Origin of the sequence: Mobiluncus sp. (genome assembly GCF_034180645.1) — a bacterium.
Classification (GTDB): Bacteria; Actinomycetota; Actinomycetes; order Actinomycetales; family Actinomycetaceae; genus Mobiluncus.
The window spans coordinates 72,105-88,974 of the sequence record NZ_JAXFNY010000015.1; the positions used below are offsets into that span (position 1 = coordinate 72,105).

14 protein-coding genes are annotated in these 16,870 nt (G+C 56.2%); 10 read left to right on the plus strand and 4 right to left on the minus strand.

Going from position 1 to position 16,870, the window contains the following annotated elements; genetic code table 11:
* The first annotated feature begins 37 nt into the window (after positions 1–37).
* The 4 genes from SPI05_RS06585 to SPI05_RS06600 all read left to right on the plus strand — a co-directional run bounded on the left by SPI05_RS06585 (position 38) and on the right by SPI05_RS06600 (position 6,354).
* Positions 38–1,501: a cell wall-binding repeat-containing protein gene (locus SPI05_RS06585; protein WP_321077245.1), complete on the plus strand. Its 1,464-nt coding sequence runs from the start codon at positions 38–40 to the stop codon at positions 1,499–1,501.
* A 190-nt stretch (positions 1,502–1,691) separates the two neighbouring features.
* Positions 1,692–2,321, plus strand: a complete 630-nt coding sequence (locus SPI05_RS06590) for a response regulator transcription factor (protein ID WP_321077246.1) — start codon at positions 1,692–1,694, stop codon at positions 2,319–2,321.
* A gap of 11 nt (positions 2,322–2,332) precedes the next feature.
* The gene (locus tag SPI05_RS06595; protein WP_321077247.1) at positions 2,333–4,915 is read left to right on the plus strand and encodes a histidine kinase N-terminal 7TM domain-containing protein; all 2,583 of its coding nucleotides are present in this window, start codon (positions 2,333–2,335) and stop codon (positions 4,913–4,915) included.
* The gene (locus SPI05_RS06600; protein WP_321077248.1) at positions 4,912–6,354 is read left to right on the plus strand and encodes an ATP-binding protein; all 1,443 of its coding nucleotides are present in this window, start codon (positions 4,912–4,914) and stop codon (positions 6,352–6,354) included. The genes SPI05_RS06595 and SPI05_RS06600 overlap by 4 nt, the downstream gene beginning before the upstream one ends.
* 30 nt (positions 6,355–6,384) lie before the next feature.
* On the opposite strand, the gene SPI05_RS06605 is transcribed toward SPI05_RS06600, so the two are convergent.
* Genes SPI05_RS06605 through SPI05_RS06615 form a run of 3 tightly spaced genes read right to left on the minus strand, consistent with a single transcriptional unit; the run spans position 6,385 to position 9,294 of the window.
* Positions 6,385–7,533 carry a pyridoxal phosphate-dependent aminotransferase gene (locus SPI05_RS06605; RefSeq protein ID WP_321077249.1) on the minus strand — a complete coding sequence of 383 codons (1,149 nt, stop codon included), beginning with the start codon at positions 7,531–7,533 and terminating at the stop codon, positions 6,385–6,387.
* The gene (locus SPI05_RS06610; protein ID WP_321077250.1) at positions 7,530–8,618 is read right to left on the minus strand and encodes a histidine kinase; all 1,089 of its coding nucleotides are present in this window, start codon (positions 8,616–8,618) and stop codon (positions 7,530–7,532) included. Before SPI05_RS06610 ends, SPI05_RS06605 begins: the two co-directional genes overlap by 4 nt.
* A 10-nt stretch (positions 8,619–8,628) precedes the next feature.
* The gene (locus SPI05_RS06615; RefSeq protein ID WP_321077251.1) at positions 8,629–9,294 is read right to left on the minus strand and encodes a response regulator transcription factor; all 666 of its coding nucleotides are present in this window, start codon (positions 9,292–9,294) and stop codon (positions 8,629–8,631) included.
* 230 nt (positions 9,295–9,524) lie between these two features.
* On the opposite strand from SPI05_RS06615, the gene SPI05_RS06620 reads away from it, so the two are divergent.
* Positions 9,525–9,806 (plus strand): hypothetical protein, encoded by a 282-nt coding sequence (locus SPI05_RS06620; RefSeq protein ID WP_321077252.1) that lies wholly within the window; start codon positions 9,525–9,527, stop codon positions 9,804–9,806.
* Here SPI05_RS06620 and SPI05_RS06625 read toward each other — a convergent pair.
* Complete coding sequence (locus SPI05_RS06625; protein ID WP_321077253.1) at positions 9,803–9,937, minus strand: hypothetical protein; 135 nt, start codon at positions 9,935–9,937, stop codon at positions 9,803–9,805. The two genes, SPI05_RS06620 and SPI05_RS06625, sit on opposite strands and share 4 nt — an antisense overlap.
* 182 nt (positions 9,938–10,119) lie before the next feature.
* Here SPI05_RS06625 and SPI05_RS06630 point away from each other — a divergent pair, with 182 nt between their 5' ends.
* The 5 genes from SPI05_RS06630 (at position 10,120) to SPI05_RS06650 (ending at position 16,859) form a co-directional block, all read left to right on the plus strand.
* Complete coding sequence (locus SPI05_RS06630) at positions 10,120–12,015, plus strand: ribonucleoside triphosphate reductase (protein WP_321077254.1); 1,896 nt, start codon at positions 10,120–10,122, stop codon at positions 12,013–12,015.
* Positions 12,016–12,208: 193 nt separating this feature from the next.
* Positions 12,209–12,790: a hypothetical protein gene (locus tag SPI05_RS06635; RefSeq protein ID WP_321077255.1), complete on the plus strand. Its 582-nt coding sequence runs from the start codon at positions 12,209–12,211 to the stop codon at positions 12,788–12,790.
* Between the two features lie 71 nt (positions 12,791–12,861).
* A complete protein-coding gene (locus SPI05_RS06640) occupies positions 12,862–13,662 on the plus strand; it encodes an anaerobic ribonucleoside-triphosphate reductase activating protein (protein ID WP_321077256.1) in 801 nt (266 codons plus the stop codon).
* A 65-nt stretch (positions 13,663–13,727) separates the two neighbouring features.
* On the plus strand, positions 13,728–14,999 hold the full coding sequence (locus tag SPI05_RS06645; RefSeq protein ID WP_321077257.1) for a hypothetical protein: 1,272 nt from the start codon (positions 13,728–13,730) through the stop codon (positions 14,997–14,999).
* A 21-nt stretch (positions 15,000–15,020) separates the two neighbouring features.
* The gene (locus SPI05_RS06650; RefSeq protein WP_321077258.1) at positions 15,021–16,859 is read left to right on the plus strand and encodes an N-acetylmuramoyl-L-alanine amidase; all 1,839 of its coding nucleotides are present in this window, start codon (positions 15,021–15,023) and stop codon (positions 16,857–16,859) included.
* The last annotated feature ends 11 nt before the right edge of the window (positions 16,860–16,870 follow it).

Consider the following 16,870-nt stretch of genomic DNA (forward strand, 5'->3'; position numbering starts at 1 on the left):
GATACCCTGTGAGGGTCCGTTCTATCAGGAGGTAACCATGATTATTTCTTTCCCAAGTTTCCCCTCTCGGTTCAGTCGAGCCGGGGCAGGATTCGCGGTGGCGGCATTGGCTGTCGCCGGTTTGCTGGTTTCCGCGGCGCAAGGCAACGAACTGGGCGAGACTCAATCGTCCCAGGGTTGTTTGACGCTTGACCGGCTCGGGGGCCAAAATGCCATCGAAACATCTGACCTGGTCGCCAGGCAGGCCTATCCGAACGGTTCTACAAATTTTTTGGTCGCTTCAGCACGTAACCCCGTTGATGCCCTACCGGGTGGAGCACTCGGAATAGGACCGATCCTGTTGACTGACGGTTTGAACTGGAACTTGGACTACCTGACCGGTTTGACCAAAGCTTTTATCCTCGGTGGGATAGGGGCTGTTCCCGGATCGGCAGAAATGTTTTTAGATGAACACGGTTTCCAATACGACCGCATTCAAGGCCCCGATCGCAATGCCACAGCCACGGCAATTGCAGATTACTGGACACATGTCAACGGACAGCCAACCTATGTTTATGTCACCCGTAATGCAGGGTCGGGTTCGCCCGATGCTGTGGCGGCTTCCGGGGTGCGTAACGGTCCTATCCTCACTTTTACCAACCAAGCGAGTTTGCTGGCAGCAGCCGCAAAGATTAAAGAACTCAATCCTTCCGGTGGGGTGGTCGTCCTGGGCGGTACCGGAGTGGTCAGCAATGCCGAAGCAGTCACCCTGGCAGGTGGTTTGCCACTGCATCGCCTCAGTGGAGCGGATCGCTATGAAACCTCCTGGGCGATAGCCAATTGGGTGCTGCAGTCAAAGACCCGCTCGCACGTGTACTTAGCCAGCGGTCACGCTTTGAAAGATGCCATGGTCGCCGGAGCGTTCAATGATGGGGTCATCCTGTTGAGTCCGCCGGATGGTTCACGTATCCATGATTGGGCTACCCAGATTAACGCTGACGGAATAACCGTAATTGGCGGTTTAGGCGTGGTTTCCAATAGCGCGGCAAACAACGCCGCCTGCGGTCAGGCTCCCGGTATAAATCAGGCAACAGTCAGCAAACTGCTGTTACCTGTGGGGAGTTTTGAATCTTGTGCCAGCGCAACCTGGGATGCCACAAATTCGCTCGGGTTACTGCCCAGCACCCCGGATACAGAAAACTCCTGTTGGGTACGCCCAAATTCGTCCATCGAGCAAGTCACCATTCGCCATCAAGGCGACTACAACCGTGATGGTTTCTCTGATGCCATCGTATATCTCTCAGATCCTGACGGAACTGCGGTTTTCCTGGTTGTCTACAATCCCTATGACCCCGCTCACCCCTATGTTGGTTACCTGTGGGGAGGAAACGGGGATTGGGATTTCCAAGTCACCAATGATCCTCAGCCATCTTTTAATCTCATTGCCGGTGGTCAAATCAAACAGAACCTAGCAGTAATCAATACTGAGGGCGGTCCCAGTGTGGTCGCTCCAGTTGGATAATCTGGGCGACTCAATGCGCCCACGCACTATTTCGACTCGTCTCGTGTTGGTGGGAAATCCTCAGGGGTTTCCCACCAATCCATGCTTACCCCAGAGCGACCTAAATAGCTCTGTGCCCTGGTAAAATTGCTTCGCAAACGCGGGTATATCCATCACCAGACGTAGCAGCAGACCGCAAAAGGAGAGGCTATTGACCCGGATAACCATTGTGGAGGATCAGACTATCCTGCTGGATTCCCTGGCTGGCGCGATTGATGCCGAGGACGATTTTACCGTTGTCGACCGGCTCACAGATGCCGCGTCAATCCATGCTTCGGTGCGGATCCACCCCGTCGAGATGGTGTTGATGGACGTGGTGACGGAAAATTCCTCCGGGCTAAAGGAATCTGCCATCCTCAAACAAAACCATCCACACCTGAAAGTCGTCGTGTTCACGGCTATGCCTGATGCGGCTTTCGTCCAGGAAGCTCAAGAGGCCGGGGTAGATTCTTTCGTTTACAAAAATATTTCCACCCCCGATTTGTTAGCTCTGTTGCGTTCGACCATGCAGGGGGAATCCAGTTTTCCTCCAGCTAGCGCCCCCCGCTTCGGGGCTAATGAATTAAACCAACGCGAAATGCAGGTATTGCGGCTGGTCTGCGCAGGTTACTCACGCAGAGAGATAGCCAAAAAGATGTACTTGAGCGAAAATACGATTAAGTCCTACATATCTCAGCTCCTGGCGAAGAGTGGTTTTTCTTCCGTAGCCCGTCTGGCTTTGTGGGCGGTTTCCAGCGGCTACATCGTGGTGCAAGACGATAACACGGACTGCACTGATTAAATCAGGTTGGCATGTCTGACACTTCCCCAGTCCCGCCCCGCGACAGATTACCCAGTTCTCCCGGTGCTAAATCTGTCGGACCGACGTGGGTTCACGATTGGTTAACCCATCTGAGCGTTGCTCTAGTTTTAGGGCTGACCGTAGCCTTGCTCATTTTTGCCCCGTTGCGCAGCATATCTTTCCAATCCGCATACACGATGGCTGTTCCCACCGGCTTTGATCAACGGGTAACAGATTTCTATCGCATCACCGGCGTCAAGGTAGAGTCCCACAGCGAATGGGCGCTGTTGAAGCTACTGCGTGCCGGTCCAGCCTATGTGATTACCAGCGAAGTCATGGCCAATTCCGCTTCGATATCTGAGCCAAAGGGCGTATTTACCAAGCTCTATCCCGAATCAATCGTGTTGGCATCCCGATCACAATCAGTCCAATCCTTCACCGACTTTTCCCAACTAGGCGACAGCTTCGCAACTGTCTACCTAGATCAAGGGGTATCCAGACTGGAACTGATGAGCGCCCTTGGGCTTGGACATCAGGCAGACGGAACCCAAGACTTTTCCGCCCCCCAAGCAAAGGGACTGCTACAAGCCATCAACCACAACCATCGGTTACACACCGGTTCTTCAATAAAGGAATTAGCCCAGGCACTACAGCTTGGCCACTATTGCCTCACTACAGATCGTCGAGCAGCCCAAGCCGGCGCCAAAGGTTCGCCAACCTACTACGCCCCTGCCCCCACACTGAGCACGTGGATAGGCATCTGGGAACGAAATCCCCATAACTCGACAGGAGCCTCGTCACTAGCCAACGTACCCGAAGAGTTCTTTACCCCCACAAACTACCCTTCTCTCAATCCCAGTTTTCGCGAAACGATACATGCTGAACCAGTGACAAACCTCAATCGATTCAACGAATTTGTCTGGGACGCAAGCCTGTATAACGACACTTACAACGGGTCTTGGGAATGGGAAAACACAAACGAGGGCTACCAGCTGGTCGGGTTCATCGTGTTGCTGTGCCTTTTAAGCTTTTGGGCAGGATGGCGGTTTTGGACCGCGTCTTCCACATATGTACGCACAGCTGTACTGATTCAAGCGGTGATATTGATACTGTGGATTTTGGCACGAATTGTCAAACATGCTTCCCTCGGCGTATTCGAGCGGTATGCCTGGTACTACTATTACGTGCCGATTTATACCACGATGGCAATTCTGTTTTTTGTCCTGGCACATTCTCAGCGTGGTCGTCCACCCGGTTTTCGCTATCTGCGTTTCCTGATTATCACTGTAGGCACAGTTTTAATCCTGCTCGCGTTCACCAATGATTTACACCACTGGGTGCTGCGCTTTGGCAGCGGTAAATCGGGCGTGGATTACAGTTACGGTCCGGGCTACTACCTGCATTACGGGGCAGTTCTGTTAGTTTTCATCGCCGTAATGTATGTAGGATTGTGGTCGCTACGGGGTAATCGCATGCGTCTGGTAGCGGGCATCGGGCTATTGTTCGTCTTGCTGGTGTCCTATTCGGTGGCATACACCGTGCGGATTCCGCTGGTTCGCTCCACGGAAACCGTCCAAATGTATTGCGTAGTTTTCGTGTTGACCTGGGAGATTTTGTTCTTTATTGGAGCAATTGGACAAAATCGCGGGTACTTACACTTTTTTGAAAAATCCCAGATTCCGGTCGAAATCGTCGATCAGGACTGGTTGACTCGATACCACACACGTCAACCTCTCGGGCTCAATCAAGATACCCGTCAACAGCTCCGCGATGGTCAGAAATCGGTGCTGGTGACCGGTCCTTTGGTGGAATCTAACCGAACCGTCTATTGTCAAAGTCGCCCAATTGACGCCGGACATGTACTGTGGGAGACCGATGTTAGCGCCGTCACGGATCTAGAGAAAGCCTTAGCAGCATTGCGCGCCCGAGAAGCTCATCAAACTGAAATTCTGCGTGCCGAATATATGGCTACGTTAAACATGGAGGAATCCGCGGAAGCGCCTGTGCTCTTTGATCGCCTCGATGAGTTAATGAATGGCTCCCTGGTGCGGATCCAAGCCAATGCCACACGCTTAGACGCTCACCTGGGGGAAAGCGAACGCTCGCAAGTTTTGCGGAATATCAAAATGGATTTGGGCTATGCCAAACGGGCGAGTTTATTGACGCTCCAACATTTTGAGCGAAATAGCGTATCGGTTAACGCCCTGACAACTTTCCTGAGCCAATCCTGTACCGACTTTTCCTATACCGGGGCTCTAGCCGGCTTACACGGTCCGACAGTCGGGGTTATCCAGCTAGAGGTTGCGCTAAGGTGCTTGGAGGGTCTGCATCGCGGACTCAATCAAATGATTAGGGTCGACCAAGCTGCGGTTTTCGTGAATTTTGAGGTTAGCTCAGAGGGGAGCACCGCTTGGCTGAACTGGATTATCGACTGCCCCTCTGCGGCTTTTCAGCTGCTAGAGCCCCTTTTGCACTGGGAGGGCGCACAGAGCGAATTGTTCGTAGAAGATGGCGTCGGGCATCTCAATATGACTGTATCTGACGCGGGTTGTGAGTCCTGCCGCCCTCTGAGCCGCAAAGAGGTCACCCAATGAGCGAACAACTCTACAGTCTCACCCCTGTTCAGCTCGGGGTCGCAACCCTCCTGCTGGGAATCGGGATGCTGGCAGCCAGTTTACTCACGATGAGTCAGTGGCTCGTTTACCGTCGGGTGTTGGCTACGCTTTTCCTGCTCAGTGTGGAGGTTTTGTTTGCGTTCTATATGTGGGCATTTGCCACCGTATTTATTCATTCCCATTTTGGAATTTTCCTGCTACGTGACCGCCATTTTGGTTGGTTTGTAGTGGTGTGCTTGTGCCTGGGATTGGCAACTTTGACTACCCGATACCGTTATACCCAAGCACCTCTGGTGGTGATGTTAATTCCAGCGCTACCGCCGTTCATAGTTCAGGGAGGAATCTGGATTTTACTGACCGGCGCCTCGTTAACCACCTCCTGGTTATTAATCCAAGTCTGGCGTGATTGGCAGCTCATGCACCGCGATATTAACGCTTTCAGTGTGAAAAATGCGATGGATCAGCTGGAACAGGGGGTGGCATTTGCCAGTTTGTCTGGACACCATAAGTTAGTCAATGCGACTATGGAAGGTCTGTTGGGACGTCTTGGGTTGACGTCCTTGACAAATCATCGGGTTCTGCGCCGACAACTATGTCAATTGAGTACTGAGGTGAACACAGCGAACCTCGCCGATGACGCTGGGAAAAACCCCCAGTGGACACAGGACAATGATGGAATCAGCAGTCTACGGGTCAGCGAACCTGACGGACGCACCTGGCTGCTGACTCACCAAACTATTCGTGATGAGAGACGGGAATGGAATCAACTCCTGGCTGTAGACGTCAGCAACTACATGGCGCTGAGTAATCAACTTTCTGAGGAAATCGCCTCACTGCAAGAACGCCAAAACCTCCTGGCCAGTGAGACTTCTCGGTTGAATGAAGCCTTATCACGTCAACTCGTTTTATCTACCCGATCTACCATCCACGACACCCTTTCTCAACGAATTTCTTTCGTGCATCGTTTCTTGGAGGACGGCGTGAGTGATGATGAACGCTTGAGCCGTTTACAGAGCTTATTAGAGGATTTGCCTACGGAACTCAGTCAAGATCGAGTCGAAGCAACCCCGGAAATTTGGCTGGATACCCTGCGGGATTTGGCGGCAGCCGTGGATCTAAAACTGCAGATTTCGGGCAGCCTGCCCCCAGATGCCAACAAGGCTCGCATGTTTACGGAAGTGTTGCGCGAAGCCATCACGAATGTGCTGATTCATACGACTTCCAGCGAAATGGAGGTGCGTCTGGGACAGGATGCGTCCAACTTTTGGATGGAAGTCTCTAACCCCAGCACCGTGGAAACCACACTGACCTATGGCACCGGCCTGAGTAACTTGGAATCCCGGCTCGAAGCCCTTGGCGGCTCGCTGTCCGTGTTCACCACCCCACGTTTCACCCTTCGTGCCCTCCTGCCGCGCTGAGCGGGAATCGTCTCCCCATCGGCCAGGCAATCAGAGCTGGTCAGCAATGCCCGCCAGCAGGGCTGCGATGGCGGAGCGGAACGCCGGTGCATCGAGCAGCAGCGACACCGACACCACCCCGGCAAAAGGCATATCGAAAAAATATCCCGGCTGCACGGTGATGCCCCGCTGGGCAATCAGCCCGGTGACGAGCGCGTCCTCGTCCACGTGGGCGGGAAATCGCAGCAGCGCGTTCCAGCCGCCTTCGGGTTCCAGCAGGCTCACGGTTCCGCTCGGTTCCGTGCGCACAAGGTCCCTCAAGGTGGCAAGGTTCTCGCGGCAGCGTTGCCGGGTGGCGCGGGTCGCGGCGGGCACAGCGGCCAAGTATTGCTCCAGGCGCTGGGCCAAGACATCGGAAAACGGCAGGTAGGCGTCCGCGATAACGTCCAGCCGAGCCAGGGCCGCCGCCACGTCGGGCTCCGGCCCGGACACTTCCAGCCACGCGATTTTCAGCCCCGGGGCGCTCAAGTTTTTACTCATTCCGTCCAGGGCAAAAGTCAGCACTTCCGAGGTTCCCGCCAGGCGTCGGCGATCGGCGGGTCGGGTGGGGGCGCCGGGCAGGTCGAAGTCAAAAAACACCTCGTCGGCGATGAGTGCCACCTCGTGGTCCGCACAGTAGCTGAGGAGCCGCTGACGATCCTCCCCGTGTACATAAGAGCCAGTGGGATTGTTCGGATTGATGGCCACCACCGCGCTAACAGCCCCCGGATTGAGCTCGCCCAGCTCCCACCGGGATCCCACCCAGGTCAGGGGATAGAAATCGACCCCCACGTCTTCCAACCCCGCTATTGTTTCTACCAGCGGGTATCCCGGGGTCGGGGCAGCGAGCCGCTCTCCGGGATTACTGGTCAACTTCGTCAACCAGGCATAGCCCTGGGAAGTAGAACTTAGCAGGTATAGATGGTCGGGATTCACGGTGCGTTCGTCACGCTCACTCAGCCAGGCAGCCAACGCCTCGCGGGCCGCCCGAGGCCCCCGCGGGTCAGGTTCGTAGGGCGGCAGGCCCGGTGTGCCCAACCCCCAGCGGGTCGGATTAGAATCCGCCAGATTCACTTTCAACGTGCCGTCGCGTCGGGCCGCGCGCTGGGCGACAGTCACGGCGTTGGGTTCGTTCAGTTCCACCCGGTCAGAAAATTTCACGTGCTCTTCACCCCTAACGATTTAGGCACAGAAATAGAGATACTGTATTGACCGGAATCCAGCCTGGTTTCTAGCTGTCCTCCCAATTCTTTGAGTTTTGTCCGCATACTGCGCAAACCCCGTCCGCTGGGTGAGAATAAGGCATCTTCACGAACTCGGTTAGCACTAAATATACGCAGTTGCGTCGCTGTGCAGCGCACTAGAATGTATGCTTTAGTATTCGGTTGCCCGTGTTTCATGATGTTCGTAGCGATTTCTTCGACTAGCTCGGTGAGTAACTCAACGGTTTGGAGATGCTGTATTTCATAGCCGCTCAAAGTGCATTCCGCGATAAACCCTACACTTTGCAACTGGTTTTTAATATGTTCAAGGGTTTGGGGCAGGCTGTTAAATTCTTTAGAATTTCCGACTTCTCCGCCGGTCGCATCACGCCCTAAATCCTCTGTAAAGTCGCTTAGCTGGGAGAGGGCCGAGGCCGACACTTCACGAATTCTCACGCCTAAAGAATCGCTCTCGGAGTCTTTAACTTCTGGTAGCAGGCGCGAAAGTAAAATTAGTTGTACCAGTTTGTTGGAGAGATTGTCATGAAGTTGGTTCGCCAAGTTCTCCCGTAGGGCGGAAATCCGCAAACGCTCCGTAGCTTCCTGGGCTTCCTTTTGCGCTCGCAGCTGATTGAAGCCAAAACCGACCAGTATAGGAATTAAATACAGAACCATCCCAAATTTACCGGAAAGCGAGGCTATCGACGAGTGCCCGTAGTAAACAACGAAGGCTGAGACAGCTCCGAGAATGACTCCGACATAGGGTGGACGCCGAGTAATTAGGAATCCAATCGACACCAGGGAAAGGTAAAAACCAGAGCCCTGCTCCAGCGTTTGCGGAATAGTAGCCGCAACGATAAACCACACGGAAACCAGCACCGCCGCAACGGAGGGAAACCTCAACCCGAAAGCCAAAAAGACAATAGAAAGACCAATCATTATGAAGTCCAGGACTGTTTTTGCATTCAGTATCAGCGCCAATACCTGCAGCAAGATACCTATCGTAACCACCAAATAGCGAAGCCAAGGGCTATTTATAGTCATCCGGTCTCCCTCAATCGATGATACCTTGGCGTATTCCGTACGCGACCGCACCTGCACGATCGGCTGCGTCACATTTCTGCATGATGGATTTGATATGGGTTTTAACAGTGTTTTCGCTAATCTTGAGTCGACTGGCTATCTGAGAATTCGTACGTGACTCGCTCATAAGCGTCAATATTTCCTTTTCTCGCTGAGTCAAAACTGTATCGCTTGGTTCGCCAGCGTGACGTTTCACAGCCACAAAAGTCGCGTCATCAGTGAGAACAGAAATCAGTTGCCGGGAACACGTAGGGGAAAAAACCAGCTCCCCAGCAAGAGCCTTTCCCAGGTTTTCAGCGATTAGAGCCGGATCGTCCTCTTTGACGAAGTAGCCTGTGGCTCCGGCGCGAAATGCCTCACGGATTTTGTCAGCCCTGGTTAGTACGGAAATCATAATCACGGCTGATGTTGGGGATAAAACGCGTAGTCTTCGAACCAATTCGATCCCGCTCATGCCTGGCATACTAATATCCACTAAAAAAACTTGCGGTTGTGCGGTTTCATCTTGATCCAAGCGCGCTAAAGCCTCCGAGGCTGTTCCGGCCGTCAAGGAAACCGTAATCCCCTCAACCAGACCCAACAATGTCTTCATTGCGTCTCGGGCGAATGCATCATCATCGACAATCGCTACGCGCACAAAACCATACTAGCCCACGTCGGGAGGGGCTTACTTCGCTATTTCACCCAATCGGGTGAGCCTTGAGGGTGATGTGCAGGGCTTCTGCGATTCCTAACCTTGAGAGTATCCACTTCAAAGTGCTGTATGCGCTGTCTGTTCAGAAAGGAAAACCATTATGAAGTTCGCTAGTAGTATGGTCGCTGGTGGGGCGATTGGAACTGCGATTTCTTGCTAGGAGGTGGCGCAGGATGAAAGATACGTCGAAAAATATGTTCATGCGGATGGGGGAATCCGCTTCTTTTGGGGCAATGTTGACTTTGATTACGGCTGTCATGTTTACCATCAAGTCGGTTGACATTCCGATTTGGGCATGGATTATCGAATTCGCACTAGTCAGTGGGATTGCTTTCGTAATCCCGCGTCAACCTCGCGCCGAGCTGACCTCGGAGCAAAAGAGGCTCTTGCTTTTCTCCTCGATTGCCGCAATTTTGCTAATCATAGCCTTAGTTATCATTATTGCCGTGAGCTAGTGTTCCCATGCCGGGGTCGTCGGATTGGAATCCGCCAGATTCACTTTCAACGTGCCGTCGCGTCGGGTCGCGCCCTGGGCGACAGTCACGGCGTTGGGTTCGTTCAGTTCCACCCGGTGAGAAAATTTCACCATCCTACGATACCGCGACACGCAAAACGACGAATCACCGTAACTCATAGACCTGGGCAAACACAATATGTAGTGGTAAAATTGAGCAACACGCACAATATGTAGTTGATTTGGCGAAATACCTCCCTAGAGTAATTTCTTGTGTTCCCGATACCGGGAGATGAGGAGACGAAAGGAAGAAGATGACTGCAACGAAGCAAGAGACGACCCCCGTTTTTGAAACGAACCCGCGCCACCACACGGTTGACCCCATAGAGACAGTGGACGAATACCTGAGCCAGGCTGACTGGCGGGTCAACGCCAACGCCAACCAGGGCTACTCGGTCGGCGGTCTGATTTTGAACGCGGCGGGCAAGATGGTCGCCAACTACTGGCTGGACAAGGTTTATCCCGCCGCGGCCGGTGCTGCCCACCGCGACGGCGACTTCCACATTCATGACCTGGATATGTTCGCCGGGTACTGTGCCGGTTGGTCGCTAAAACAGCTGCTGCAGCAGGGTTTCAACGGGGTCAGCGGGGCCATTGCCTCCAATCCGCCGCGGCATTTCAGCTCGGCCTGCGGGCAAATCGTGAACTTCCTGGGCACGCTGCAAAACGAATGGGCCGGCGCCCAGGCGTTCTCTAGCTTCGACACCTATATGGCGCCTTTCGTCCGCCTGGACGACATGACCTATGCCGAGGTCAAACAGTGTATGCAGGAGCTCATCTACAACCTGAACGTGCCGAGCCGCTGGGGCAGTCAGTGTCCGTTTACGAACCTCACTTTTGACTGGACCTGCCCGCCGGACCTGCGCGACGAGGTACCGCTCATCGGTGAGGAACTGTGCGACTTTGCCTACGGGGACCTGCAGGCCGAGATGGACATCATCAACCGCGCCTACATGGAGGTCATGACCGAGGGAGACGCGGACGGACGCGTGTTCACCTTCCCCATTCCGACCTACAACATGACCAAGGATTTCGATTGGGACTCCCCAAACGCCAACCTGCTGTTTGAGATGACGGCAAAGTACGGGCTGCCCTATTTCCAGAACTTCATCAACTCGGAGCTTGACCCCGGACAGATCCGTTCCATGTGCTGCCGGCTGCAGCTCGACCTGCGGGAGCTGGTCAAGCGCGGTAACGGGCTGTTCGGTTCGGCGGAACAGACCGGGTCTATCGGGGTGGTGACCATCAACTTGGCGCGTCTGGGTTATCTGCACAAGGGCGACGAGGACGGTTTGCGTGCCCGCTTGCGTGAACTCATTGAGTTGGCTTCGGTGACTTTGGAACGTAAGCGCATCACTATCCAGTACCATATGGACCACGGCCTGTTCCCCTACACGAAACGCTACCTGGGGACGCTGGACAACCACTTCTCGACCATCGGGGTCAACGGCATGAACGAGCTGATTCGCAACTTCACCGATGACGCTTATGACATCACCGATCCTCGCGGACACGCCCTGGCGGCCCGAATCCTGGACGGGGTGCGCGACCAGATGATTGAACTCCAGGAGTCTACCGGACATATGTACAACCTGGAGGCGACCCCGGCCGAGGGCACCACATACCGCCTGGCGAAAGCTGACCGGAAACGTTTTGGGGACAAAATCCTGCAGGCCGGCACGACCGAGAACCCCTACTACACGAACTCTTCGCAGCTGCCGGTCGGGTTCACCAACGACCCGTTCCTGGCCGAGGAACTGCAAGAGGAACTGCAGACCAAGTACACCGGCGGCACCGTGCTGCACCTGTACATGGGCGAGGCTGTATCCAGCGCGGAGGCCTGCAAACAGCTGGTGCGCCGCTCCTTGACCACCTGGCGCACCCCCTACATCACCATCACGCCAACGTTTAGTATCTGCCCGACGCACGGCTACATTTCCGGCGAACACTTCACCTGCCCGCAATGCGAAGCGAAAGGCCGGCACCAAGATTGCGAAGTGTGGACCCGCGTCATGGGCTACTTCCGTCCTGTCCAGTCCTTTAACATCGGCAAGAAAGGCGAGTTTGCCGAGCGCCAGTATTTCAGCGAATCGGCGGCTGCCTCCCACGGTGAGCTGCATTCGCGCTTGGCGGAAGCGGCCTTGGTTTAGGGCCAGATTCACCCCCTCGTGGTTTCACAAGGGTCGTGGGTCTACCGGGTTCGCGGGTGACAGTTTTCGGACACCACCCGCGAACCTAAATTTTCCGTACTTTTGGGTGATTACAAACCTTAACCGTTTGCCTAGGCTGTTTATCAACCTGGGGCAACCAGCCCCCTCAGCCTGACAAATGGAAGGAATACTCATGAAAAAGTTACTTGCGTTGACGGGTGCGTTCGCCCTGGCCTTGAGCCTGTCCGCCTGCGGCGGCGGAAGCGAGGAACCCACTGCTGATCAGAAAACCGGCCTGATTTCCACGACCGAGGACGTGGCCATGCCGGAGCAAGAGACAGAGGAAGTCGCCGTGGACGACGCTGACGCCCTGGCGAAAAAGTGGGAGGATGCTGGCGAGGCATACGCTGCCTCCAAGGGATACTCCAGTTACCGTGTTAACGCCACCTTCCAGAACTTCTCCAGTGACAAGATTGAGTCTTATAAATTGTATTTCAACGACAACAAGGACTGGAAGACCGGGGATAAGGTCAAGGTCGACTTCACCTGCCAGACGGTGAAACCCACCACCATAAAGGTGTGGATTGTTCCGGATCTGGAAGATGTAGATATTGACGACCAAAAGGGCCAGCTGACCGAAGTCGGTTGCGGCGTGGATACCCCCGCTACAGCCTCTTGGGAATACACCGTGCCGGCAGATACGAACAACCTCATTTTTGTGCAGTACCAAGTACCGGTGGAAGGCTTCATGATTCTCATGGACGAAAAGCAATAAACTGAATCTATCCGACCCAGGTAACCCGGCTGGGTTACCTGGGTCACGTATTTAATCAATGAGGAGCACCAGTGTCCACAGCAGCCACGAATAACCCCGCGACCAACCCGCTCACCGGTTTGGTCATCGCCGGGGTGACGCCGTTTTCCACGGTGGATTGGCCGGGGAAACTGGTCGCCAGCGTGTTCCTGCAAGGATGCCCCTGGAACTGCGGATATTGCCAAAATTTTGCCATCATTGACCCGCGGACGCCCGCCGGTTACGAAGAGGCGAACCTATGGGAGCTGCTGGGACGGCGGCGCGGTCTGCTCGACGGCGTCGTGTTTTCTGGCGGGGAGCCGACTCGTCAGGCAGCGCTGGTGCCCGCCGCCCGGCAGGCGCGTGACCTCGGATTTTTGGTGGGGCTGCACACCGGAGGGGCCTACCCGCAGCGACTGGCGCAGCTGTTGGAGGCCGGGTTGCTCGACTGGGTCGGCTTGGACGTAAAGGGTTTGGCACAAAACTATCCACAAGTGGTAGGCCGTCCCCAAGCGCACCGGGCCGGCACGGACGCTTGGCGGGCGCTGGACCTGGTGTTGGCGGCGCACCGGGGCGGAACCCTGCCGGATTACGAGGTGCGCGTCACCGCCTACCCCGGCACAGACGCACGCGATACGAATCCATCAGCCCTCCCCGCTTTGGCTCGTGCCCTGCAAGAGCGCGGGGTACAACGCTTGGCGCTGCAGCAGGCCCGTCCCGACGGAACACGACCGGAATTTCAGGAACTTTACGCACCGGACCAAAACCAATCTTTTGCGACTGACTTGGCGGACCGGGCGGGGGAGCTCAAGGCAATGTTTACGCATTTTGAGTTTCGCGGTTTTGCCGATTGACCCCACCGCCCGTAAAAACCACAAGTTACAGATGGAAAGACGCGAATTTGTGGAATAATGACCGTATGGATGAACTGCGTGCCCAAGCTAGTGACGCGTCTACCCCCGGCTTGGATCTACAACAGCTGGCGACCAATGCGGAACTGCGTCCGTTAATTGCGAAAAACCCCGCGGCCTACACCGGACTGCTCGACTGGCTCGTGAACAAAAATGAGCCCGAAGTCCTCGCCGCTCTGCGCGAGCGCCAGGCCGCTTTTGAGGCTGGCCAGATGATGCCCATGCCTTCCCTCCCCCTTCCCGGTCCATCAGAAACACCGACCCCCAGCGAGCCGGAAAACCCCGAAGCACCCGCGACAGTCGTCCCTGCCGAAACCGACGCATCACAACCGGAAACCCCGGCGACACCCGACTCGGAGGCAACCCCCACCACCGGGGAAACCCCCTCCGTGAGCCCCAATCGCACCTCAATAATGGGACAAAAACCGGACGAAACCACGGTACTGCCCACGCTGAACACCCCCGTATCAGCCCCGGTGCAGACCTCCGGTCTGCCCTCGTTTTACCCGCCCAACGCCGCGCCAAACCAGAGCGCGGGCATGGGAAGCTATGGCACCGTGCCTCCAGCCGCGACACAAACCCAGTACATGGCTCCCGTCACCGGCAATATCCCGGTGATGAGTCCGACCCCCGCCCCTTATCCGCCGATGGCCGCGAAGCCAAAATCCAACACCGGTTTATGGGTCATTTTCTCAATATTGCTCGTTGCTGTGATTGGCATGATTGTTGCAATCGTTTTGGTGGTGACCGGCGTTATCGGGGGAGACGACACCCAGTCTGACGCGGATTCCCCGAATGCTGCCGGCAATACAGCAAGCGAAACGCCCCCAGCCAAGGACCAGGACCAGGATAGAGATAAGGATGAGGACAAGGACAAGACTCCGAGTACCGAATCACCGCATCCGACAATCGCTCCGGCACCGGCCGGCGCCCAGAATATCCAGTCTTTTGTCACCGAAACAGGGGACTCGACCTGCCGGGTAAACGGCGATGAACTCATTTGCCAGGTCCGTAACCTGGTCAACCCCGTGGGCGGCTGCGATACTTATTTCGAATCTTTGGTCATCAGCTTGCGGGATGGCGACCCGTTCATCTATTGCCAGCCCAATGTGAATTACAACTCCAGCGGCTCGGTGATTCCCCACGATTCAGCCATGACCTCCGGCGATTTCGCCTGCCAATCGACCTACAGCGGCACCGGATGTTGGAACACGGTCACCGGCAAAGGCTTTTTCTTTGCCAAACAGGACTACCATCAACAAGACGCCACGCAACACTAAGTCACCATATTCAGGAGCAACATGCCCAACTGGGAGGAATTCGACACCTGGGAACCGACCCAGGACTACCCTTCTGCTCCTCCGGCGCGCTCTTCCTCTCTGGGTAAGCTCCCCAGCCGCCGCCTGCCCCCAGTCCCGGATTCTGACCACAACCCCGACCACAACCCTGCGGATACTAACGCTGCCAACTTTTTTGAAGATTTTTCCGCCGCTGCTGAAGCAGCTGGAGCGGCCAACGCTAACCAGGTACCCCAGCTTCCCTACGGGGATAATCCGGGGATTGCCGCCCTGCTGGCGAATGCCCAAAATATGTTAAACGCGGACGGGCCGGAACAACAGGATTCTCACTTGTCCAGACCAACTGAATCGAAAACCTCGGAGCTTCCAGCCACGGAAGTCCCCGAAGCGATGCGCGAGGATCTTGACGCCACCCTCGCCCCGGGGGAACCCGCCACCCCGACCACGCCGCCGGCACGAACCGGGAGCGCAACCGGGCAAGGTCGCAAACCCACCCAACGCCGCCCCGAACCGGTCCATTCCGAGGGATGGAAGTCTTTGGTGTCCGGATGGGACGACCTGGGCGCGACCAGCGCCGCAGCCGCAGCACCACCCAAAGCAGATGCTCTGGGGACCGGCGCAAATCCCCTCACTAACACGCCGCAGCGAACTTCCAAACGAGCCGCGGCACACCCGGATGCGGACTGGGAACACCTCCACTCGGTCTCGCCGCGCACCCCGCAGAGCACTTTGGGCACTTCCTCCACGCGAGCGGATTTGTCCGAACCACGTTGGAAATCCCTCACGGCCCAAACCCCGGAAGGACCCTCCAAGTTACGGTTGCGCCGGGTGGGCACGGGAACCCCCGAGCCGCGGCCGAACGATGGGATTTCACCGCTGGTACTCCTGGCCGGAGGAATTATCCTGTCCCTGGTCAGCGTGGGCATAGGGGTCACCGTGGGCATGAACGTGGTGCCGCACCCAACTGTGACCGTCACAGCTACCCCCAGCGACTTTGTCGAACCGAACCCAAACAATCCCGATTCCATCGGGAACGCCAAACCTTCCGAAGACCCCGAGGCCGGGGCGGCCGGAGGCCTGAAAGGGCTGAAAGTCGTCCTCGATCCGGGGCACAATGGCGGTAACGCCGCAGCTTGGCAGCAAATCGGGGCGAATGTTCCCGATGGGCGCGGCGGCCAAAAACCTTGCAACACCACCGGCACCGCTACCGCTGACGGCTATACCGAGCATGAGTTCAACTGGAAGATTGCGAACGCACTTAAGACCAAGCTGGAGGCCGAAGGAGCCACCGTGTTCCTGACGCGCGACTCGGATCAGGGAGTGGGTCCGTGCGTGGATGCCCGTGGTCAGTTTGCACAAAAGGTCGGGGCTGACGTCATGGTTTCCATTCACGCCAACGGGACCACGGACACGGCTCAGCACGGATTCTTTGTGATGATTTCCGACCCGCCATTGAACGAGGCCCAAAAGCAGCCCGCCTCCGATTTGGCTGCCAAACTGGTCAAGGCGCTCCAGGAGGGGGGATTCGCGCCGCAGTCCGGAGGATCTATCAGTAGCGGGGTGTGGAAACGTTCCGATTTGGCGACGTTGAACTCTGCTGAGGTGCCCGCCGCAATGGTGGAACTCGGCGAGATGCGCAACCCCGCTGATGCCGCCCTTATGAAGTCGGATACCGGTCAGGAACGTTACGCCCAATCCTTGTTCGACGGCCTGAAGGCGTGGGCGGAGGCGACCCGACCGGCTGCCAGCCCGGCGACTTCTCCTGCGACCTCACCGGACGCCCCGCAGCAGTCTCCCGCCGCGGAGTCCGCTTCCCCGGCCGCCCCGCCGGGCGGACAGTAGCCGCCCGGTGG

Coding starts and splice junctions, on each gene's coding strand:
- SPI05_RS06585 (WP_321077245.1), top strand. CDS start 38: ATGATTATTTCTTTCCCAAGTTTCCCCTCTCGGTTCAGTCGAGCCGGG.
- SPI05_RS06595 (WP_321077247.1), top strand. CDS start 2,333: ATGTCTGACACTTCCCCAGTCCCGCCCCGCGACAGATTACCCAGTTCT.
- SPI05_RS06600 (WP_321077248.1), top strand. CDS start 4,912: ATGAGCGAACAACTCTACAGTCTCACCCCTGTTCAGCTCGGGGTCGCA.
- SPI05_RS06610 (WP_321077250.1), bottom strand. CDS start 8,618: ATGACTATAAATAGCCCTTGGCTTCGCTATTTGGTGGTTACGATAGGT.
- SPI05_RS06620 (WP_321077252.1), top strand. CDS start 9,525: ATGAAAGATACGTCGAAAAATATGTTCATGCGGATGGGGGAATCCGCT.
- SPI05_RS06630 (WP_321077254.1), top strand. CDS start 10,120: ATGACTGCAACGAAGCAAGAGACGACCCCCGTTTTTGAAACGAACCCG.
- SPI05_RS06635 (WP_321077255.1), top strand. CDS start 12,209: ATGAAAAAGTTACTTGCGTTGACGGGTGCGTTCGCCCTGGCCTTGAGC.
- SPI05_RS06645 (WP_321077257.1), top strand. CDS start 13,728: ATGGATGAACTGCGTGCCCAAGCTAGTGACGCGTCTACCCCCGGCTTG.
- SPI05_RS06650 (WP_321077258.1), top strand. CDS start 15,021: ATGCCCAACTGGGAGGAATTCGACACCTGGGAACCGACCCAGGACTAC.